The sequence below is a fragment of the Magnetospira sp. QH-2 genome, assembly GCF_000968135.1.
GTDB lineage: Bacteria > Pseudomonadota > Alphaproteobacteria > Rhodospirillales > Magnetospiraceae > Magnetospira.
In genome coordinates this window covers 3811340-3832252 of the sequence record NZ_FO538765.1, presented here as the reverse complement: position 1 = coordinate 3832252, position 20913 = coordinate 3811340, and the positions used below count along the sequence as shown (strand labels likewise).

General features: G+C 60.8%; 19 protein-coding genes. 10 read left to right on the top strand and 9 right to left on the bottom strand.

Annotated elements, in window-relative coordinates:
* The first annotated feature begins 5 nt into the window (after positions 1 to 5).
* Positions 6 to 557, top strand: a complete 552-nt coding sequence (locus MGMAQ_RS17930) for a SiaB family protein kinase (protein ID WP_046022625.1) — start codon at positions 6 to 8, stop codon at positions 555 to 557.
* Between the two features lie 20 nt (positions 558 to 577).
* Positions 578 to 967: a DUF1987 domain-containing protein gene (locus MGMAQ_RS17925; RefSeq protein ID WP_046022624.1), complete on the top strand. Its 390-nt coding sequence runs from the start codon at positions 578 to 580 to the stop codon at positions 965 to 967.
* Between the two features lie 9 nt (positions 968 to 976).
* Here the strand turns inward: MGMAQ_RS17925 and MGMAQ_RS17920 are convergent, their stop codons facing one another.
* Positions 977 to 4471 carry a transporter substrate-binding domain-containing protein gene (locus MGMAQ_RS17920; RefSeq protein WP_252508733.1) on the bottom strand — a complete coding sequence of 1165 codons (3495 nt, stop codon included), beginning with the start codon at positions 4469 to 4471 and terminating at the stop codon, positions 977 to 979.
* Here MGMAQ_RS17920 and MGMAQ_RS21490 point away from each other — a divergent pair.
* Entirely contained in the window at positions 4394 to 4627 is a 234-nt protein-coding gene (locus tag MGMAQ_RS21490; RefSeq protein ID WP_252508743.1) for a hypothetical protein, read from the top strand. The genes MGMAQ_RS17920 and MGMAQ_RS21490 overlap by 78 nt on opposite strands.
* 57 nt (positions 4628 to 4684) lie before the next feature.
* Here the strand turns inward: MGMAQ_RS21490 and MGMAQ_RS17915 are convergent, their stop codons facing one another.
* The 4 genes from MGMAQ_RS17915 to MGMAQ_RS17900 form a co-directional block, all read right to left on the bottom strand.
* Positions 4685 to 5503 (bottom strand): hypothetical protein, encoded by an 819-nt coding sequence (locus MGMAQ_RS17915; RefSeq protein WP_046022622.1) that lies wholly within the window; start codon positions 5501 to 5503, stop codon positions 4685 to 4687.
* A gap of 118 nt (positions 5504 to 5621) precedes the next feature.
* Positions 5622 to 6122: a CarD family transcriptional regulator gene (locus MGMAQ_RS17910; RefSeq protein ID WP_046022621.1), complete on the bottom strand. Its 501-nt coding sequence runs from the start codon at positions 6120 to 6122 to the stop codon at positions 5622 to 5624.
* Positions 6123 to 6402: 280 nt separating this feature from the next.
* Positions 6403 to 6747: a ferredoxin FdxA gene (gene fdxA / locus MGMAQ_RS17905; protein WP_046022620.1), complete on the bottom strand. Its 345-nt coding sequence runs from the start codon at positions 6745 to 6747 to the stop codon at positions 6403 to 6405.
* A gap of 30 nt (positions 6748 to 6777) precedes the next feature.
* Positions 6778 to 7221 carry a TerB family tellurite resistance protein gene (locus MGMAQ_RS17900; protein WP_046022619.1) on the bottom strand — a complete coding sequence of 148 codons (444 nt, stop codon included), beginning with the start codon at positions 7219 to 7221 and terminating at the stop codon, positions 6778 to 6780.
* A gap of 74 nt (positions 7222 to 7295) precedes the next feature.
* Between MGMAQ_RS17900 and MGMAQ_RS17895 the strand changes: the two genes are divergently transcribed.
* A complete protein-coding gene (locus tag MGMAQ_RS17895; RefSeq protein WP_046022618.1) occupies positions 7296 to 7916 on the top strand; it encodes a DUF938 domain-containing protein in 621 nt (206 codons plus the stop codon).
* Positions 7917 to 7921: 5 nt separating this feature from the next.
* On the opposite strand, the gene MGMAQ_RS17890 is transcribed toward MGMAQ_RS17895, so the two are convergent.
* From MGMAQ_RS17890 to htpG, 4 genes are all read right to left on the bottom strand, one after another.
* On the bottom strand, positions 7922 to 8809 hold the full coding sequence (locus MGMAQ_RS17890) for a phosphoribulokinase (protein ID WP_046022617.1): 888 nt from the start codon (positions 8807 to 8809) through the stop codon (positions 7922 to 7924).
* A 199-nt stretch (positions 8810 to 9008) separates the two neighbouring features.
* The gene (locus MGMAQ_RS17885; protein WP_046022616.1) at positions 9009 to 9407 is read right to left on the bottom strand and encodes an RNA-binding S4 domain-containing protein; all 399 of its coding nucleotides are present in this window, start codon (positions 9405 to 9407) and stop codon (positions 9009 to 9011) included.
* Positions 9404 to 12250 (bottom strand): helicase-related protein, encoded by a 2847-nt coding sequence (locus MGMAQ_RS21570; protein ID WP_046022615.1) that lies wholly within the window; start codon positions 12248 to 12250, stop codon positions 9404 to 9406. Before MGMAQ_RS21570 ends, MGMAQ_RS17885 begins: the two co-directional genes overlap by 4 nt.
* A 100-nt stretch (positions 12251 to 12350) precedes the next feature.
* Positions 12351 to 14240 carry a molecular chaperone HtpG gene (htpG, locus tag MGMAQ_RS17875; RefSeq protein ID WP_046022614.1) on the bottom strand — a complete coding sequence of 630 codons (1890 nt, stop codon included), beginning with the start codon at positions 14238 to 14240 and terminating at the stop codon, positions 12351 to 12353.
* Between the two features lie 80 nt (positions 14241 to 14320).
* On the opposite strand from htpG, the gene MGMAQ_RS17870 reads away from it, so the two are divergent.
* The 6 genes from MGMAQ_RS17870 to MGMAQ_RS17845 all read left to right on the top strand — a co-directional run bounded on the left by MGMAQ_RS17870 (position 14321) and on the right by MGMAQ_RS17845 (position 20910).
* On the top strand, positions 14321 to 14770 hold the full coding sequence (locus tag MGMAQ_RS17870) for an HPF/RaiA family ribosome-associated protein (protein ID WP_371258371.1): 450 nt from the start codon (positions 14321 to 14323) through the stop codon (positions 14768 to 14770).
* Between the two features lie 64 nt (positions 14771 to 14834).
* Positions 14835 to 15464: a protein-L-isoaspartate(D-aspartate) O-methyltransferase gene (locus MGMAQ_RS17865; RefSeq protein WP_046022612.1), complete on the top strand. Its 630-nt coding sequence runs from the start codon at positions 14835 to 14837 to the stop codon at positions 15462 to 15464.
* 146 nt (positions 15465 to 15610) lie between these two features.
* Positions 15611 to 16903, top strand: a complete 1293-nt coding sequence (locus MGMAQ_RS17860; RefSeq protein WP_046023510.1) for an RsmB/NOP family class I SAM-dependent RNA methyltransferase — start codon at positions 15611 to 15613, stop codon at positions 16901 to 16903.
* A gap of 79 nt (positions 16904 to 16982) precedes the next feature.
* Positions 16983 to 17240 carry a hypothetical protein gene (locus MGMAQ_RS17855; protein WP_052716530.1) on the top strand — a complete coding sequence of 86 codons (258 nt, stop codon included), beginning with the start codon at positions 16983 to 16985 and terminating at the stop codon, positions 17238 to 17240.
* Positions 17241 to 17348: 108 nt separating this feature from the next.
* Positions 17349 to 19187 (top strand): carbamoyltransferase, encoded by a 1839-nt coding sequence (locus MGMAQ_RS17850; RefSeq protein ID WP_046022611.1) that lies wholly within the window; start codon positions 17349 to 17351, stop codon positions 19185 to 19187.
* Between the two features lie 85 nt (positions 19188 to 19272).
* Positions 19273 to 20910 carry a heparinase II/III family protein gene (locus MGMAQ_RS17845; RefSeq protein WP_052716529.1) on the top strand — a complete coding sequence of 546 codons (1638 nt, stop codon included), beginning with the start codon at positions 19273 to 19275 and terminating at the stop codon, positions 20908 to 20910.
* The last annotated feature ends 3 nt before the right edge of the window (positions 20911 to 20913 follow it).

The following is a 20913-nucleotide window of genomic DNA, read 5'->3' as shown; positions in this document are numbered from 1 at the left end:
AATTCATGCTGATTAATCAAATTACGTCGCTTCGGGACCATATGCGCCGCGACGGTGTGTCCTTTTCCTTCGCCGGATTTATGACCGAGGAGGTTCTCACCGGGATCGCCCATGCGCTCAAGAAAAAGCTTGAGATAGAAAAAGCGCATGTCACCACGGCGCGCGGCGTCTTCTCCATTGTCGTGGAAATGAGCCAGAACATCATTCGCTATTCCGCCGAGACTGAAATGGCCGAAGATGAGCAGGACTCGGATATGCGCTACGGTGTCATGGCGGTGGGTCGCGAGGACGATGCCTATTTCGTGATCTGTGGCAACATCGTCCGGGTCGAAGATGCCGAACGCCTGGCCAGTAACCTCGAGCATGTTCAGGGTCTCGACAAAGACGGCCTGAAAGCCCTGTACAAGCAGACCCTGCGCGACGGACCGCCGCCCGACAGCAAGGGCGCCGGTGTGGGATTCATCGAAATCGCCATGCGCGCGACCAAGGGATTCGAGTATGAATTTCAGGATTTGAACGGCGTGGGAGTATTCTTTGCTCTTAAGGCCAGACTTTAGCGACTTCGGAGAGTGATTTAATGGAACCGATCAAGCTTGCCGGTACGAGCAGCCACCCGGAAATCGATTTTGATTTTGACGCCAACCGCTTTTTCATCGGTGGCTATTCCTATCCTGAAAATGTCAAAACCTTCTATGATCCGGTCATTGACCCGTTGAACCAGCACCTGCGGGGCCTGAGTGGCGCGACCATCGAGTTTCGGTTTGCCTTCAACTACTTTCACAGCAGTACGGCACAGGTTCTCTATAGCCTGTTTGATCGGCTGGACAATTGTGCCGACGCGGGAAATACCGTTTCCATCATATGGCTCCACCAGGCCGATGACGAAGACATGCAGGAAATGGGCGCGGATTTCGGCGACGATCTGGACCATGCCAGTTTTGTCACACAGGTCATCGAAGAAGACTGAATCCGCCTCTTATCGCACCAGCGGTCGGAACCCGACGACGCAAAGATCGTCGCGGCGAACTTCCTGGCCTTGATAGGCTTCGAACTCATCCAAAATCCGCTGCCTTTGCTCTGACAGGGGAAGGTGGCGGATGGTCTCGAGAAGAGACCGGAATCGTTTTTTGCCGAAACTGCGGTGCCTGTCGCCGCCGATCTGATCGATCAGACCGTCCGAGGACATGTAAAAGGTTGAATCCTGCGGGTTGTCGATGGTCTGAACCTTGAAGGTCTGGTCCACGGGCACCGCGCGGTAGCCGATGCCCGCCTTGTCGCCGGACAGTTCTCTGATTCCTTCGTGGTCTCCGACAAATAGTGAAAAACGGGCACCGGCAAAGCGGAGCACGCCGGCTTCGGGATCTAGATGACAGATGCCCAGCTCCAGGCCGTCATCGGATTCTCCATCATCGCGATCCTGACCGAGGGATTCCTTGACCAGTTGATTCATCCGCTGCAACAGTCTTGCCGGGTCCGCGTCGGGGTTTTCCGCCAGGGCATGGTTGAGCGCGCCGGTCGCGATCATGCCCATGAAAGCCCCCGGAACACCGTGCCCGGTACAATCGGCGACGATGATCAACGGGCCGCTGAACGTATTGCGATGCCAATAGAGATCGCCGCCGACCACATCCCGGGGCTCCCAGATAATGAAATGGTCCTGGAAATCGTCATCCATGACGTCGGTTTCGGGCAAAACGGAGCGCTGGATGCGGGAGGCATAATCAATGGAGCCGGTAATGATCTCGTAGGCTTCGGACAATTCGCGGGTCCGTTCATCGACCTTGGTTTCCAGATTTTTGGTATAGTCGTCGATGGTCGCGGCCATGGTATTGAAAGTCCGCGACAGATCGCCTAGTTCGTCCTGTTGCTCGACAGCCAACTGAACATGATAGTCGCCGTCCGACAGGCGGCGGGCTCCGTGGGTTAACTGGTTCAAGGGCCGGATGACCAAGATGTTCTGGCCGACGACGAAAGCAATCACCGATATCGAGAAGGCGAGAACAAGAGCCGCCAGCAGAGTTCCGGCTTCATTGAGTCCGACCAGGGCACTGGGCTCAAATACCGCCATGTTGTACCAATCGAGAGGCTCCAGATAAGACAGGGCCACCAGACCATTGATGCCGTCCACGCGCAAAAAGATGGCTTCCGCCCCTTTCCCGCCGGATTTCAGCTTGTCCATCCGATCGCGGAGCAACTGGCGTTCCTCATCTGAGCCCAGCAGACCCCAGATCCCGGCATCGTCGTCCATCGACTTGCCCAAAACGTTATGGTCAATCTTGGTCGCATCCGCGTGGGCATGAATCGCGCCGCCGCTGCCAATCATCATCGCCGTAACGTCATCAATATCCGAGGCGATGAAATCGTCTATGAAATCGGTCAGATGAATGCCCGTGCCCACCACTCCGTGGACGTTCCTGCCTTCGCGGAGGACATAATTTATCCATAGGTTGGTCACGCCCAAATCCGAATTGTGATCCACATTGAAGTGGTAAGGTGACGAGTCCTTGAGGCTGGCAAAAAACCAATCGTCATCTTCGTCTTGGCTGGACAGCGTATCGACGACCTCCAACTCGACCCGTTCAACCTTTTCGTCGGCGTAGAAAAAATGGCCCGATTTCCGGACGCCGGCAAAATAGATATGATTGTTGAAATTGTCATGGTAGCTCTGCAATTCGCGGCGGGCCCGGGTGGCTAGGTCCGGATCGTTCTCGTCTTGCATCCACTGGCTGAGAATCTCGGATTCAGCCATCTGTTTGGACAGTGCCAGTTCCCGTTTGATGGTGCCGAGCACTTTTTCCTTGTGCCACAGCACATGGCGTTCGGCGATGTACTGTCCGAATTGGACGGATATCCGATCACTGACATAGCCCATGACCCACAGGGTCGAACCGCCGACCAGAACGAATACACCGACAATGAACATCAGGCTTTTGCCCCGCAGGCTGCGCAGCAGCGGGCGTTTTTGTCCGCGGATGAGCCAGATCAGGGTCACCAGGAGGATGCCGACGACGACAAAGACCGTGACCAGGACCACCGCTTCCGTCCCGGAAACCCGACTGGCCCTTTGTTTGGCGCGGGTGGGTGCCTTGGCAAACGGGATCTGTGCCGGCAGACCGATGGCCTCCAGCATCTGTCCCCGTTCTTCGGGCGTGATGGCGGACAGGGCCTTGTCCATGATGCGGGCCAGTTCGGGCCAGTCCGCCCGGACACCAAAGCCGATTTCGATGATGTGAGGAGTTGGGGCGACCACAGCGATATTGCCCAATTGCATCTGTCGGGCATAATGGTTGATGGTCCCAAAGGAATCCACAAAGGCATCGGTTTTGCCGGTGGACAGGGCGAGCAGGCCTTCCGGCATGTCCTTGTGCGAGACGATTATCACCCTGGGATGCTCGCGCTTCATGATCTCTTCGATGGCATAGCCTGCCACCACCCCAACCCGAAGTCCGTCCAAATCCTCGACACTGCCGATATCCTGAATATCCGAGCGGGTGGCGATGACGTTGGGCCAGGTCATGTACGGCTTGGTGAAGATCAGGAACTCTTCCCGTTCCGGCGTCGGCGCCACCGATGTCAGCATATCGATCCGGCCGTCCTTGGCCCGGGTGATGTTTTCCGTCCAGGTCAGTGAGGCTGGCGGACTGAGGGTCACGCCGAGGATCTTCTCCAAGCGTTGGGCATAGGCTGCGCTGAGACCGCGATGACGGTCTTGGTCATCCAGATACTCGAATGGCGGCCAGGCGCGGTCCGATCCCAACTGAATCACGGGATGGGCGGCGAGCCATTCCCGTTCCGACGGGGTCAGACCGATGCCCGTGTCGGCACGCCAGGGCCGGGCAATATCCTCTTTTTCCGCCTCGGTGATGGCGGCCATGCCCTTTTCAATCAACGCCAGAGTTTCCGCATCTCCTTGCCGCACAGCAGGTTTCCAGTCGTTGCGGTAGAGCGGTCGATCGATGGGATGGGCGAAATCATCCCTCAGTCCGGCATTGGCCAAATGATAAATGGCGGTGGGTTTATCGGCGGCAAAGACTTTCAAAGCGCCTGATTCCAGGTCGGCCACAAGGGCTTCGTAATCCGCATATCCGGTGACGCTGCCCTGCGGAATCTCCTGCTTGAGGAAACCTTCCACATAATCCCCCGCCACCACTCCAACCCGATAGGCTGCAAGCTTGGTGACCTCGGAAACCAAGGGGATGTCTTTGTTGAAGAAGACATGGGTCTCGGTTTCGCGCAGGGCCGACCCATAGTCCAGATAGCGGTCCCGTTCCGCGTTGTAATATAACCCCGCGTGGACCTGCGCGGCCCCGGTGCGGACCATTTCCAAGGTTTCGTTCCAAGATGCGGCGACGAACTCAATCCCGACCCCGGTTTTTTCCGACCACTTCCGCCAATGGTCGATGATCATACCGGCAGGTTTGCCGTTTTCGTCCTTGAAATGAAAGGGGATGCAGTCTTGGCAGTAGGCCACAGAAAGACGCGGGCTGTCCGCTGCCTGGATGGGGGCGGCAAGCCCGCCCGCCAGCACCAGGAGGAGCAGGAACGCGACCCAAAAACGGCGAAAAACCCTGTTTTTTACATGATCGTGGCCCAAAAACCCGAAAAGCTGATGCAAAACATCCCCTAAAGCTACCCCGCTGGGGAAACTTTAACATGCCACAAACGATACCCTAAGAAATAAGAACTATATTTCGATCTGATCGACGATTTGATGGGCCGAGGCGAAACAGACGGCGGCCAAACTGCCGTCGCGACCACAGCCGCCGTCAATGCTGGCTTTGTGGTCGCCATCCAGGTCCAAACCCTTGTTGGCCGGATCAAAGCCGCGAACGATTTTGACGTAGCCCTCGAATGGTCCGTTGAGGGCATCGAAGCCCCGGGCACCCCACCAGAAACTGTCGGTTTGCGCCGAAAGAGGCCGGTCCGGATCGATGCCCGCATTGACGAACAGCATCTCTCCATCGGTGGTGTAGGCGGCCCGGCGCAGGGCGCTCATCAAGGCATTGTGACCATCGTGGCCGCGCAGGGCGTCGCGCAGGCGGCTGGTCCATTGGGCCAGGGCCAAATGGCCACTTTCGGCCCGTTTCAGGCCCTCGCTGACCGTGGAGCCATAGGCCTGGATGGTTGGGCCGATGCCCCGGTCGAGCATCCACATGAGAATGCCGCGCGGGTCGGGGGCGAATTGGATTTGCAGCAGCTTGTGCCACATCTCTTCTTGCATGCCGCGCAGGAACACCACGTCGCGGCATTGGGCCCCCTCGCGGGCCATGATCCAGCGGCGGAAGGTCAGCAATTCGTTGAGCGTTTCGACAGCTTCCAGCCCATAGCCGGAGTAATTGCCCAGATAGACCACACCGTCATCGGGCCCCAAGCGTTGTTTCAGTTCCGCGTGCAAGGCGCGCAGCTTTCCCAGGTCGCCATGGATCGCGCCCACCGCCCAGCGCCGCCCTTCGGCGGGTAACTGCGTGAACCAATCGGCCTCCGAGCCCATCTTGCCCGCCATGCCTGGATCCTGCTTTTATTCGTCCTTGAAGGACAGTTGTAGCACCATGCCGGAATCGAGAAAAGACGGCCGCCCCCATGGCGACCGTCTTTTACGATTTTTGTCTATGATCCGCGGATCAGGCGGCGGTGAGAACCTGTTCCAGTTTCTCGGTTGCCTTGTCCTTGTCGATCTTTTCGATGGCGGCGAATTCGCAGGCCAAACGATCCAGAGCGGCTTCATAGATCTGCCGTTCAGAGAACGATTGGTCCGGCTGACCGACGTTGCGGTGCAAGTCGCGCACCACTTCCGCGATACAGACCGGGTCGCCGGTATTGATCTTGGCCTCGTACTCCTGGGCGCGGCGGCTCCACATGGTACGTTTGACGCGGGCGCGGCCCTTTAAGGTGCTCAGTGCCTGATCCATGATTTTTTTCGAGCTCAGCTTGCGCAAGCCGGAGGTTCCGGCCTTGGTCACCGGCACGCGCAAGGTCATGCGCTCTTGATCAAAGGAAATAACGAACAACTGCAATTCATAGCCGGCGATCACCTCGGTGGCGATGCCGAGCACCTTGCCCACGCCGTGGGTTGGGTAAACGACGAAATCGCCGGTGGTGAAGGCCGCGTCCTGCTTGGGCATATTCTCGTCTCCAATCTTCAAACTCGCATCTGTCGTCTCAAGAGCATCGACAGAATCAAAGCCGACAAAAGCTAAGCCTCGCACTGAAAAAAGCACGAAACCATGTCCCATCGGGTCCAAATATATAAGGCGGTTGTCCCCCGGAGACTCGGGCCTGAACTGCTCGGGCCTCCAACAACCAACGCCGGCCCCAGGGGACCGGCTGCTGATCTTATAGCACAGAATTAGGCTAAATAACAGGCTCCAGTTACGATCCGATGACCAACTGGCGCTAAAATGGTCATCCTTCGCCGGTTCCAGCCCCCGGTTTCGTGCTCAGAAGAGCTTTTTTGTCGGGTTTGCCGTCCCAATCGGCCGCATCGGCGGGAGCATCGCCCTTGCGGGTGATATTGGGCCAGATTTCGGCGTACTTGGTATTGATTTCGAGCCATTCCTCGACCCCGTCCTCGGTGTCGGGCACGATGGCCTCGGCCGGGCATTCCGGTTCGCAGACGCCACAGTCAATGCATTCGTCGGGATGAATGACCAGGAAGTTCTCGCCTTCATAGAAGCAGTCCACCGGGCAGACTTCCACACAGTCTTGGTATTTGCACTTGATGCAGTTCTCGATAACGATATAGGTCATTCAGGCTCTCCAGAGAAAAACACGTCTTTCTTAGTCCAGGTTTTCGGCGGCGCGCTGTCGGGCTTCGCCGCTTTCCCGATCGGATACATAGATGAGACCGGCAAGGCGGCGCATCAAGTTGGCTTCGAAATCGTCCACCACCCCATCGGCCAGCACCACTTCCCACATCATTTCCATCAGATCGAGGCGCTCCTCGTGGGTCATGGCATCCTTGGCGGCGCGGGTAAATCCATACAGCTCCACCGACTCTCCGACCCGCAGATCGGCGGACTCGATCAAGGCTTCGGCCTGAGGAGCATCCAACTCGAAGCGGCGCGCCAGCAGCCGGGCGACGGTCTCGCGCTCGGTGGCCTCGAAGGTCCCGTCCGCATGGGCGGCATAGACCAAAAGCGCGGCAACGGCTTCGGGCAGATCAAGCTCATCGGCGTTGTCATTGGCCGGAGCGGCAAACAGGCGGCGGATACGATCAAGCATGGCTCTGCCTATCACAGCCACCGGGTGCGCTCAAGCCCTTGAATTTCAGCCGTACAGGGTCCAGGTTGACAGCCATGAAAACACCATCCGATGCCAACGACCCGCGCCGCTATTCCCCATCGACCGCCCGCAACCGGGAACCCATCCTGGCAGCCATCCGTGACATCTTGCCCGCTCAGGGCCTGGTATTGGAAATCGCGGCGGGCAGCGGCGAGCACGGCCCCTTCATTGCCGACGCCCTGCCGGATCTGACCTGGCAGCCCTCGGACCTGGACCCGGACAACCTGCCGAGCATTGCCGCCTGGGCCGAAACCGCCGCGCACAAGAACGTCCGCCCGCCGCTGATACTGGATGTCATGGCCGATCCTTGGCCCATCGACCGGGCCGGCGCCATCCTCTGCATCAACATGATCCATATTTCGCCCTGGGCCTGCACCGAGGCATTGATGCGCGGCGCCGGGTCGATCCTGGCCGAAGGCGCACCGCTGATTCTCTACGGCCCCTACCGCATCGACGGAAAACAGACCGCGCCCAGCAACGAGGCGTTCGAAGGCTGGCTGAAGGGGCTGAACCCGGATTTCGGCGTGCGGGATCTGGGCGAGGTGGCCCATGTGGCCACCCGGCACGGGCTGACGCTGGAGCAACGTATCGAGATGCCGGCGAACAATTTCGTGGTGGTGTTTCGGCGGGGATAGAGTCCCTACAGCCCCCCCTCCACATCCGCGCGATGCTTCAACAACTCCACCACCCGCTGGGTGAGGATGAGCTCCAGGGCATAGGCGAATTTGCCGCCGGGGATGACCAGGGTGTTAAAGCCGGTGATCATGGTGCCGTCGATGAGGCCCTTGAGGTGTAGCTTGTATTCGACGCTGGGTTTTTGCGAAACGAAATGGATCAGTACCAGACTCTGATCCGGCGTCGGGATGGTCGTGACGCAAAAGGGGTTGCTGGTGTCGGTCAGCGGGATACGCTGAAAATTGATATGGGTGTGGGAGAACTGCGGCATGATGTAGTGCATGTAGTCGTAAATACGCCGGTGGATGGTTTCGGTCACCGTTTTCTGGTCGTAGCCCCGTTCGGACATGTCGCGGTTGATCTTTTGAATCCATTCCAGGTTGATGGTCGGGCAGACCCCGATCAGCAAATCCACCTCTCGGGCCATATCGATGCCCTCGGCCACCACGCCCCCATGCAGGCCTTCGTAGAACATGAGATCCGTTTCCGGCGGGATCGGCTCCCAATCGGTGAAGGTCCCCGGTTCGCCCCCGAAGTAATGGGCCTCTTCCTCATTGTGGATATAGTGCCGCCGTTGGCCTTGACCGGTTTCGCCATATTGGCGAAAGGTTTCCAGTTGCTTGTCAAACAGGTTGCCGTCGGGGCCGAAGTGGCTGAGATTGCGCCCCTCCTCCTTGGCTTTTTGCAGTTCGATCTTCATTTGCGCCCGGTCATAGCGGTGAAAGCTATCGCCCTCGATGATCGCGGCGCGGGCGCCGACACGCTTGAAGATATGTTCCAAAGCATCTTTAACCGTGCTGGTTCCGGCCCCGGAGGACCCCGTGACAGCGATAATCGGATGTTTCTTGGACATGGGGGATCTCCTCAACGGAATGATCAAAGGCAATCATAGGCACCCTTGGGGCGCCGAGTCCCGCGAATATCGTGGATTAGTCCCGATCCCTGCACCTCTCAACGTCCGCAACGGCGCTCTATCTCAGCATGATCGACCAGATGCTCCGTGCCGCCTAAAGCCTTTCGCAGGGCTGCCGCATGCAGGCCAAGATGGGGAGCTAATCCCACTCCCGGAGCTTGTCCAGAGCTCGGCGTTGCGTCTTGGTCGGTCGCCCAGAGCCCCGTTCGCGTAGCGCGACAGGGGCGGGCAGATCCGGATTGTCGCCGGGTTTGGCCTTGGGTTGCGGCGGGGCCAGGTCTTCGTAGAGGGTCCGGGCCTCCGGCGCCGGGCCTCGCCGGGTGCCGAGGGCGAGGATCTGGATTACCCGCATGTGCGGGCCTTGGGGAAAGGTCAGCACATCGCCCGGCCGCACCAGGTGGTGGGCCTTGGTCACCGTCTCGCCGTCCATGTGCAGCTTGCCGGTCTGGACGAACTTGCCCGCCAGGGTGCGGCTCTTGAAGAACCGCGCCTGCCATAGCCATTTATCGACCCGAAGCGACGGGCCGCCGTCACTCACTTAATCAGATCCTTGAGGATGGCAAAGGGTGAATCCGGGTCCGGCTGTTTTTCCGGCTTGGGCGCCCGGGGCGGCGGCTTGGGCTTGTCGTGCTTCTTCGGACCCCGAGGTTTGTCGCCACGTGGCTTGTGGTCGCGTTTGCCCTCGTGCTTGCCATGGCGGGGACGATCCGCGCCACCCGCCTCGCTCCGATCATCGCGCGGCTTGCGCGGCCCGGACGGACGGGGCCGCTGATAGCGGAACAGCAAGATCGGCTTGGGCGGTTCCTCGGGGGCTTTTTCCTTGGGTTCTTCTTCCTTGGGTTCTTCTGGGATTTCCGGGCTCGTTTCCGGCGCGGCTTGGACGGGGGTGGGAGTCTCCGCCTTGGCGGGCTCGGCAGGCATTTCCGGCGTCGATTCTGCCTCCGGTGTGGTCTCAGGCTTGGCCTCCGGCTCCGGCTTGGCCTCCGGTTGGGGTAGGTCCTCCGGCATTACCTCCCGGGCGCGATAGCTCAGCGCCTTGAGGATTTCCGCCATCACGTCCACCGAGCAACCGGCCAGGGACAACAGCTCGGGGGTGATGGCGAATTCGCCCTTGACCCCTTCCTGGGCCAGATCCCAGGCCTTGCCGGCGATGCGTTCCACCATGTCGATGCGCACGGCCAGCGGGCCCAGGGGCCGATAGCCGATGGCCTCGTAGAAGGCTATGGGAATGACGCTATCCACCGGTACCGACATGCGGCCGTCGGCGGGCGGTTGATGGTCGGCACCGTTGAACAGGTTCCACAGCAGGGCGCGCAGGTTGACCGCCGCCGGTTTCAGCAGGATCGGCGCGAACACCGCCTCGCGGCCGATGCGCAGGCCCATTTCGCGTAACGCCCGTCGGTCTTCCTTGTCCAGGGCGCTGATCTGCTCGCGCGCCAAGCGGCGGGGCAGGGCGCCGAAATGCTCCACCACCCGAAAGGCGATGCCCCGCGCGGCCTGAGGCAGATCCGCCTCGGTCAGCTTGGTCAGCGGGTCCAGCTTGGTGGCGATATGGGCCGCGACCCAGGTCTCCAGGCGGCCTTTCAGCCGCTCGCGCTGGGACGCCTCCAAAAGCTCGCTGGGCAGGGGTTCCAGGCGCGGATGCAGGGGGTCGTCCCCCTTGGCCAGCCGCGCCACCGGCATGGTGCGCCAGGTGACCACCCCGTCGGGTTGCAGGGCGATGAAGGCGTCTTCGTCTTTTTCCAGGCGTTCCATGCGTCGGATAATCTCCCCCTTGAGTGCTTTCAGCGCGGCGCCGGACAAGGTGCGTTGGGCCAGGGCCCCGGCGGCGGAATCCGGCTGAAAGCGGAATCCGTCCAGTTTACCCACGAAATGGCCTTCCACAAGTACCCGTCCGTCTCCGGCCACCGCCGCTTCGAGAAAATCGCTGTCTTTGAGCCGCCGCGACAGCACCGAGGTGCGCCGATCGACGAATTTATGAGTCAGCCGTTCGTGCAAGGTGTCGGACAGGCGATCCTCCACCTGCCGGGTCAATCCCTGCCAATGGGCGGAATCGGCCAACCAGTCGCCCCGATGGGACACATAGGTCCAGGTGCGCACATGGGCGATGCGCTGAACCAGATGCTCGATATCCCCATCCAGCCGGTCGATGCGCTTGACCTGCTCGGCCACCCAGTCGGCGGGGATGCGTTCTTCCGGCCCGGTCAGATGGCCAAAGATGGTGCCCAGCAGCCGGGTGTGTGATTCGCTCATGATCTTTTGAAAATCCGGAATGCGGCAGACCTCCCAGAGCAGCGCCACCCGGTCGGGATGGTCGGCGCGTTTGAGCAAGTCCTCGTCGCGCGCCAGGGCGGTCAGCGCCAACTCGTCGTCCGCCGGACGGGCCCGCATCAGGCCCGGGGCGTCGGGGCGCTTTGTCAGGCTCTTTTGCAAGGCCTCCACCGATGTCATGCGGAGGTTCGCATTGCGCCAGAAAATGGCCTTTAGTGGATCGAAGCGATGACTTTCCAACCGCTCCACCAATTCCGGTTCCAGATCGCGGACGTCCTCGGTGACGCCGAAGGTTCCGTCATTCATATGCCGTCCGGCGCGTCCGGCGATCTGCGCCATTTCCGACGGATTGAGTCGTCGTGGCATGCGGCCATCGAACTTGCGGATCTGGGCGAAGGCCACATGATCCACATCCATGTTCAGCCCCATGCCGATGGCGTCGGTGGCCACCAGATGCTCCACCTCGCCCGCCTGATAAAGGCCGACCTGGGCATTACGGGTGCGCGGGCTCAAGGCGCCCAGCACCACCGCCGCGCCGCCGCGCTGACGGCGGATCAGCTCGGCGATGGAATAAACCTCGGCGGCGGAAAAGGCGACCACGGCGGAGCGTCGGGGCAGCTTGGTCAGCTTGCGTGGGCCGGTATAGCTCAGGGTCGAAAAGCGCGGCCGGGAGGAAATCTCGATGTCCGGCACCAGCTTGCGCAAGAGCGGTGCGATGGTCTCGGCGCCCATGAACATGGTCTCGTCGAGACCCCGGGCATGCAGCAGCCGGTCGGTGAACAAATGTCCCCGGTCCGGATCGGCGCACATCTGGATTTCGTCGATGGCCAAAAAGGGCACCATGCGGTCGGTGGGCATGGCCTCGACCGTACAAAGGAAATAGCGCGGATTGGCCGGAACGATCTTTTCCTCGCCGGTGATCAAAGCCACTTGTCCGGTGCCCTTGATGGCCACGGCGCGCTCGTAGTTTTCCCGCGCCAACAGCCGCAGGGGAAAGCCGATCATCCCCCCCGCATGGCCCAGCATGCGCTCCATGGCATGGTGGGTCTTGCCCGTATTGGTCGGACCGAGCAAGGCGGATATGCGCGGGCGGGAGCTATGGATCTGCATGGGGCCGCACTTTGCCCAATACAGCGGGAATTGCAACGGATTGTTTGGCGAAAGTCCGCCGCGCTGTCTGGGTTGTCGTGGGAAGCGGTCTATCCGGGATCTATCCCAGCCCCTTCTCCATCACCAACGCCATGCGGCGGGAGAAGGCCGCCGGGTCGGGGATCGGATCGCCTTCGACGATGCGCGCCTGATCCAGCAGCAAGAAGGCCGCGTCGTCGATCAGCGCCTTGGATTGATCGGCCTCGGCCAGCGCGGTGAGCTTTTTCACCAGGCTATGGCCCGGGTTGAGTTCCAGGATACGCGGGGTTTCCTGATCCAGCCGTTGATGGCGGCGCAGCAGTCGCGACATGTTCATATCCATGTCATCGGCATCGGCCACCAGACAGACGGCGGAATCGGTCAATCGGTGCGATGGGCGCACATCCTTGACCGTTTCGCCCAGGGCGACCTTGAACTGGGCAATGAGCTTGTCCAGGGCCGGGGTGTCGGGCTTGTCCTCGGCCTTGTCCTCGCCGTCCTTTGTCTCGCCATCGACCTGGTCCAAGTCCACGCCGGATTTGGTCGCCGACTTGAACTCCTTTTCCTGATAGGTTCCGGCGGCGGGCAGCCAGAATTCATCAATGGGATCGGTGAGAAGCAACACTTCGATGCCCTTGGCCTTGAATCCTTCCAACTGCGGGCTCTGGGAGACGGAATCCAAATCCTCGCCGGTGATGTAGTAGATGGCCTCTTGGCCCTCTTTCATGTCGGCCACATAGTCGGCCAAACTGCGCATGTCGTCGCCCTTCGTGGTGTGGAAGCGGGCCAGCTCGACCACCTTGTCCTTGTTGGCGAAATCCTCGTAGATGCCTTCCTTGAGCACGGCGCCGAAATTGTCCCAAAAGGTGGCGTATTCCTCCGGGGCCTTTTCGGCTTTCTTGGACAACTCGGCGAGGATCTTCTTGACCAGTCCGGTACGGATTTTGGCCAGCACCGGATTGTCCTGTAGCATCTCGCGGCTGACGTTGAGCGGCAAATCCTGAGAATCCACCACGCCGCGCAGGAACCGCAGATAGGGCGGCAGCAGGTCTTCGCAGTCGTCGGTGATAAACACCCGCTTGACGTAAAGTTTGACCCTGGACTTGCGTTCCTGATCGAACAGGTCAAAGGGCTTGCTGGCCGGAACGAACAGCAGATTGGTGTATTCCACCACGCCCTCGGCCTTGTTGTGCAGGGTCAGCCAGGGCTCATCGAAGGCATGAGCGGCATGGTGATAGAATTCCTTGTACTGCTCCTCGGTGATCTCGCTTTTGGAGCGGGTCCAAAGGGCCGAGGCGGTATTGAGGGTCTGGTCTTCGGCCTCCTCGCCTTCGGCGCCTTGGGTGCCTTCCAGGATCACCGGCACGGCGATATGGTCGGAATAGGTTTTGATCACCGTACGCAGGCGCATCTCTTCCAGATATTCGACCGCGTCTTCCTTCAGGGTCAGGGTGATGGTGGTGCCGCGCCCGTCTTTTTGGGCCTCGTCCATGGTGAACTCGCCGCGACCGTCGGAGGTCCAGGACCAGGCCGCGTCCTCGCCCGCCTTGCGGCTGACCACGGTGACGCTGTCGGAAACCATGAACGAGGAATAGAAGCCGACGCCGAACTGGCCGATCAGGTTGGAATCTTTTTTCTCGTCGCCAGACAGCCCCTCGACGAAGGCCTGGGTGCCCGAACGGGCGATGGTGCCCAGGTTTTCTACCAACTCGTCATGGCTCATGCCGATACCGTTGTCGGAAACGGTCAGGGTCTTGGCTTCCGCATCGACGCTCAGACGGATCTGAAAATCGGCCTCGCCATCCAACAAAGAGTCATCGGTCAAGGCCGCGTAGCGCAGCTTGTCGCAGGCGTCCGAGGCGTTGGACACCAACTCGCGCAGAAAGATCTCGCGGTTGGAGTAAAGCGAATGGGCGACGATATCGAGCAGTTTGCTGACTTCCGCCTGGAAGGTCCGTTGTTCCTTGGCCATGACTCTTATGGTGCTCCCTATTGATTAGACCCGAGTGGGCGTTGATATGCGGCCACTGGGCCCGGGATGCAACCCCTTTGGTGAACAAGCGATTTTCTCTTGGGGAGACTCCTTCGCAGGCGTTACAATTTCCCGTTACCGATGAACAGGATAAGGCCAACAAAATAAGGGATGAGAGCCTGATGCAGATTCCATTGCAGATTACCTTCAGAGGCTTGCAACACTCCGATGCGGTAGAGGAAAAAATCAGGGAAAAAGTGGCGAAATTGGAACAGTTTCACGACGGGATCACCGCCTGTCGGGTGCTGGTGGAATCGCCACACAAGCACCATTCTCAGGGACGCCTGTACCATGTCCGCCTGGATATCTCCGTGCCCGGTAAGGAAATTATTGTCAAGCGCGACGCCAATGACAAGCAGGAGCACGAAGACATTTTCATCGCGGTACGCGACGCTTTCGAGGCAGCCCGGCGGCAAATCAAGGAATATCATCAAAGGCAACGGCACAAGGTGAAAACTCACCAACACTGATCAGGAGGCATCGCTGACCGAGCCACCGGACCATGACCCGCAAAGGGACCGGGCCCGGCGGCGGATGCTCGACGAGATCGAGGCCGACGCCCGTCAGACGGCCCGCTATACGGATCGCCCGGAATTCTCGCCCCGGGTGATGCGGGCCATGGCTCTTGTGCCGCGCCATCGGTTCGTGCCCGAGGCAGGCCGGGCCGCGGCCTATGCCAACCGCCCGCAGCCCATCGGATCGGGACAGACCATCTCGCAGCCCTATATGGTCGCCTTGATGACCGACCTGCTTGATCTGACCCCGGAAAGCCGGGTGCTGGAGATCGGCACAGGCAGCGGCTATCAGACAGCGGTGTTGGCCCGGCTGGCGGCTCATGTTCATAGCGTCGAGGTGGTGACCAAGCTGGCCGATCGGGCAAGAACCTTGCTGATTGATGACCTGGGTCTGAACAATGTTTCCCTTTGCATCGGTGACGGCGCCCAAGGCTGGCCCGAAGCGGCGCCGTTCGACGGCATCATGGTTACCGCCGCACCGGATTATTTTCCCCGTGCCCTGGGCGACCAGCTCAAGCCTGGTGGCTGTCTCGTGGTCCCGGTCGGCCGCAAGTGGGAGACTCAATGGCTGGTGGTGGCGCGCAAACAGCCGGACGGCGGCCTGATCCGCCACAATATGCTGCCGGTGTCCTTCGTGCCGCTGGTTTAAAGGATCCGTCGGACGATCAACCGTCGTTGAGGCGGCGGCCAAGCGGGCGCAACCCGCGCCCGGCGAGGGGCAACAAAAAACCGTTCGGGTTTTTGAAAACAATCATTCGGGTTGCGCCCTCCCTCGCCATGGGGCATGAACGGCCCATGACATCCACCTCACTCCAGAGCCGGGAAATCGCGCTCTCCGTATTCGCCGCCGTCCTGGACCGCAACCGACCGCTGGAGGAAGCCTTCGGCGACGCGCCGGGCCTGGCCTCTCTCGATGGCCGGGACCGGGCTTTTGCCCGGCTGATCGTGGCCACCGCGTTGCGTCGGCTGGGGCAGATCGACTTCATTCTCGGCAACTGCCTGGAACGGCCCTTGCCCGCCAAGGAAAAAGCCATTGGGCATCTGTTACGCCTTGGCACGGCGCAACTGTTGTTCATCGAGACAGCCCCCCACGCGGCGGTCTCCACGGCGGTGGAGCTGGCAGCGACCCACTCCCGAGGCCGGTTCAAGGGCCTGGTCAATGGCGTGCTACGCCGGATTTCCCGTGAGGGCGCGGGCTGGCTGGCGGCCCAGGACAGTGCCCGGCTGAATACCCCGGACTGGCTATGGGAGCCCTGGGTGCGGGATTTCGGCGAAGACACCGCCCGCCGCATTGCCGAGGCCCATTTGACCGAACCCCCTCTGGATCTGTCGGTCAAGGCCGATGCCGCCCATTGGGCCGGTCGGTTGGATGGTCAGGTCCTGTCCACCGGGTCGGTCCGTCGCCCGTTAGGCGGCGCGGTGATCGAATTGCCTGGCTATGCCGAGGGGGCCTGGTGGGTACAAGATGCGGCGGCGGCTCTGCCGGCGCGGCTGCTGGGCGACGTGACGGGGAAACGCGTACTGGATCTATGCGCGGCGCCAGGCGGTAAAACCCTGCAACTGGCCGCCGCTGGCGCTCAAGTCACGGCCCTTGACCGTTCGGAAAACCGCATGAAGCGTCTGGGTGACAATCTGGCGCGGGTGAATTTGCAGGCCGATATGGTGATCGCCGACGCGGCCAAATGGCGACCCGAAACACCTTTCGACGCCATTTTGCTCGATGCGCCTTGTTCCGCCACCGGCACCCTGCGCCGCCATCCGGATGTGGCCCATCACCGGGGCCCGGCGGACGTGGCCAAGCTGGTCGCTTTGCAAGACCGGCTATTGAACGCCGCACGGGCCATGCTGGCCCCCGGGGGCACTCTGGTCTATTGCACCTGCTCCCTGCTGGCCGATGAGGGAGAGCAGCGCATTGCGGCGCTAATGGAAAGCGGCTCGGATCTGCGACGCCAGCCCATTCAGCCGACCGAGATCGGCGGCCTGTCGGAATGTCTGAGCGCCGAAGGTGATCTGCGGACCTTGCCCTGCCATCTGACCGACCAGGCGGGTATGGACGGGTTTTTTGCCGCCCGTTTACGGGCTCCTTAGGCCTTTACCCCGCATTCCGCGCATAGTACATAGCGGAAAGGCTCCGTGAGCCTTTCCTTTTTCGATCCAGGAAACGTTCATGGCCAGGGCAAACGATCCGCAAAAAAACCCGGCGCCGCGTGATGAAGTTGATGACGGCGCCGATCCGTCCGTCGGGATCGTCAGCCCAATCGTCATGGGATTGCTTTTCCTTACCACCATTTTACCGATCGCATTGCTCATGCGGCTGTTCGCAAGGGACCCCTTGCATCGTCGCCTGGACCCCCATGCGCGGACCTACTGGATCGACCGCAAGCCGCCCGCTCACGGTGGGGCATCCATGAACAAGCAGTATTGACGAGGGCAAGGAATGATCAGTCCAAGGAGAAGGCCGTCTTTGTCCAAGGTCCGGTTGGGGGCCGTTGGAGGCCCGCTTATCGCTGAGACTATCTAGGAACCGGTTTCCATGCGCATCCTGGGCCTTTCCGCCTTCTATCACGACAGCGCCGCCGCCCTGGTCGAGGACGGTCGTATTGTCGCCGCGGCGCAAGAGGAACGCTTCACCCGCAAGAAACATGACGCAGGCTTTCCCCGTGAAGCCCTTTCCTTTTGCCTAGACGAGGCGGGAATCGCTCTAAGCGATGTGGATTTCGTCACTTTCTATGACAAGCCCTTGTTGAAGTTCGAACGGCTGCTGAAAACCTACCTGTCCTTTGCGCCTCGGGGGTTCGCTTCATTCCGTTTGGCCATGCCGGTATGGTTGCGGGAGAAATTGTTCCAAAAGGATTTGCTGGCCCGGGAATGCAAGAAGTTCGACCCGGATTTCGATTGGGCGAACAAACTGTTGTTCAATGAGCATCACTTGAGCCATGCGGCCGGGGCGTTCTACCCCTCGCCGTTCCATGAGGCGGTGGTATTGACCATGGACGGAGTCGGCGAATGGGCCACCACGTCGGTGGCCATCGGTCGCGGCCACGACTTGAAAGTGGTCAAGGAAATCCATTTTCCCCACTCATTGGGGCTGCTCTATTCGGCGTTCACCTATTACACCGGTTTCCGGGTCAATTCCGGCGAGTACAAGGTCATGGGATTGGCCCCCTATGGCGAACCCCAATATGCCGACACAATCCTTGAGCACCTGATTGATGTGAAAGAAGACGGCAGCTTCCGGCTTGATCAGTCCTATTTCGACTATTGTACCGGCCTGCGCATGACCAACGACAGGTTCCATGCCCTGTTTGGTCGTCCGCCCCGGAGCCCCGACCAGGATCCGCTGGAACAGTTTCACATGGATCTGGCCGCTTCGGTGCAGAAGGTGACCGAGGAGGTGATGCTGCGCATGACCCGCGCCCTCGCCAAGGAATACGGGATCCCCAATCTCTGCCTGGCCGGGGGGGTGGCATTGAACTGTGTCGCCAATGGTCATGTGCTGCGCGATGGTGCTTTCCCCCATTTGTGGATTCAACCCGCTGCGGGGGATGCCGGAGGGGCACTGGGCGCCGCGTTGGCGGCGTATCACCTGCATAAGGATCAACCGCGTGTGGTTTCCGGTGACGGTGACGCCATGCGCGGGTCCTACCTGGGCCCGGCCTTCGAGCAATCAGACATTGAAAATCGGCTGAGTGCTGCCGGGGCCCGGTTCGAGTGTCTGGACGACGAGACCCTGATGACCCGTACCGCCGAGGCCCTGGCCGACGAACAGGCCGTGGGCTGGATGCAGGGCCGTATGGAATTTGGCCCCCGCGCCTTGGGCGGGCGCTCAATTCTCGGCGATCCGCGCTCGCCATCCATGCAGAAAACCCTGAATCTCAAAGTCAAATATCGTGAGAGCTTCCGCCCCTTCGCGCCCTCCGTGCGGCGCGAGGACGTGGCCGACTGGTTCGAGCTGGATGGGGATTCCCCTTACATGTTGCTGGTGGATCAGGTGAATAAACAGCGCTGGCGGGAAATGTCCGAAGCGGAACAGGCCCTGTTCGGGATCGATAAGTTGAATGTGCCGCACTCGGATATTCCGGCGGTCACCCATGTGGACTACTCGGCTCGCATTCAAACGGTGCATGCCGAGACCAACCCGCGATATCACGCGCTGTTGACCCGGTTTAAGGACCTGACCGGATGTCCGGTCCTGGTCAATACCTCGTTCAATGTGCGTGGCGAGCCGATCGTTTGCACACCCGAAGACGCATTCCATTGCTTCATGGGTACCGAGTTGGACCTTCTGGTGGTTGGCAACTGCTTGTTGCGCAAGGCGGACCAGGATCCGGCCTTGTTGCGCGACTACAAGGATGCCTTCGAGCTCGACTGAGCCGCCTACTTTGCCTCGTTGCCAGCGGGTGACGAACCTGTTACCTGTCAGACACCCCAGACTGGTGTTCGGAGACCCATCGCCCGTGCCGCCCTCGGACCAGGATACCCCTTCCCAGGCTCCCCGGTTGCGGGACCGACTGTACCAGTCGTTCCTGTATCAATGGACGCTGGGTACCCGTGTTCCAAACACGTTGGAGCAGTTACCACCGGACCCTTGGCTCGGTGATCCGGCCCGCGGTCAAGCGATCTTGAATGGGGCTTTGCCATTGCTTGGCGGCGACGCGGTGACCCTGACCCCGGGCCCCTGGCCGACGGGGGGCGGTGACCGCAGCGCCGCCCTGGCCTGTCATCAATTCGGCTGGTTGCGGGACCTGCGCGCCGTCGGCACGGGCCAGGCCCGAGAGACCGCGCGCGGCCTGATCGAGATATGGGTGACCCACCATGGCCGCTACGATTCTTTTGCCTGGCGCCCCGAAGTGGTCGGCGAGCGGCTGGCCAACTGGTTGATGTCCTATGAATACCTTGTCTCGGGGGCCTCGGCGGAGTTTCCCGGCCTGTTGATGGCCTGTATCGGGCGTCAGGTGCGTCATCTCCGTCGGGTAGCACCCCGCGCGGCGGTGGGGCGGGGAGCCTTTTCCGCCGCCAAGGGATTGATCTTGACGGGCCTGTCCCTCCCCAAAAAACGCAGTTTCGAAACCGGCCTGACCCTTTTGGAAGAACAGGCGGAGCGCCAGATCCTGGCCGATGGCGGTCACCTGGAACGCTCACCCGAAGCATTGTTCGAGGTGTTGAAGGCGTTGGTGGAGATCCGGTCTGTATTAGTGGCCTTCCAAAGCGAGGTTCCATCGGCCTTGCAAAGGGCGATCGATCGAGCAGCCCCCGCGGTGCGGGGATACCTGTTGGGCGATGGGACTTTGGCCCGCTTCAATGGTGGGACCGAAGGGGATGCCGACGAAATCGCCGCCCTGTTGGCTCAGGCCGATGTGCGCGGTCGTCCGTTGGCCCATGCGCCGCATAGCGGATTTCACAGACTCTATGCCGGGCGGACCTGTGTGATCATGGATGCAGGACCACCGCCGCCGCCGGGAAACGACCATACGGCCCATGCCGGAACCCTGTCCTTCGAGATGAGTGCCGGAAAGCATCGGCTGGTGGTCAATTGCGGCGCCCATCCCCATCCGGAAAACGCCTGGAACCGGGCCCTGCGCGCCACCGCTGCCCATAGCACCCTTGTGGTCGAGGATACCAATTCGTCGGAATTGATTGCCGCTGGCGGCTTGGGACGGCGCCGTCCAGATACCGTGCCATCCCGCCACCACCAACAGGATCGTTGTATCCTGGTGGAGGCATCTCACGACGGATACGAACCGATATTCGAGCTCAATCACCATCGCATGCTCTATTTGTCCGGCGATGGCGATGACATGCGCGGCGAGGATCTGTTGGAAGGCCCCGGCGGGGAGCGCTTCGCCCTGCGATTCCATTTGCATCCCAGGGTTCAGGTTTCGCTTGTAGAGGGCGGACAGGCCGCGTTGCTCAAGGTGCCGCGCGGTGCCGGTTGGCGGTTTTTGGCCGATGGCGGGCCGGTGAGCCTGGAAGGCAGCCTTTACATGGACCGCCGGGGAGAAACCCACAATAGCCATCAGATCGTTGTGGCCGGTGCATTGGACGGCAACGGTCTGAGGGTCAAATGGCGCCTGCATAAGATCGGCGGCAAATAGCCG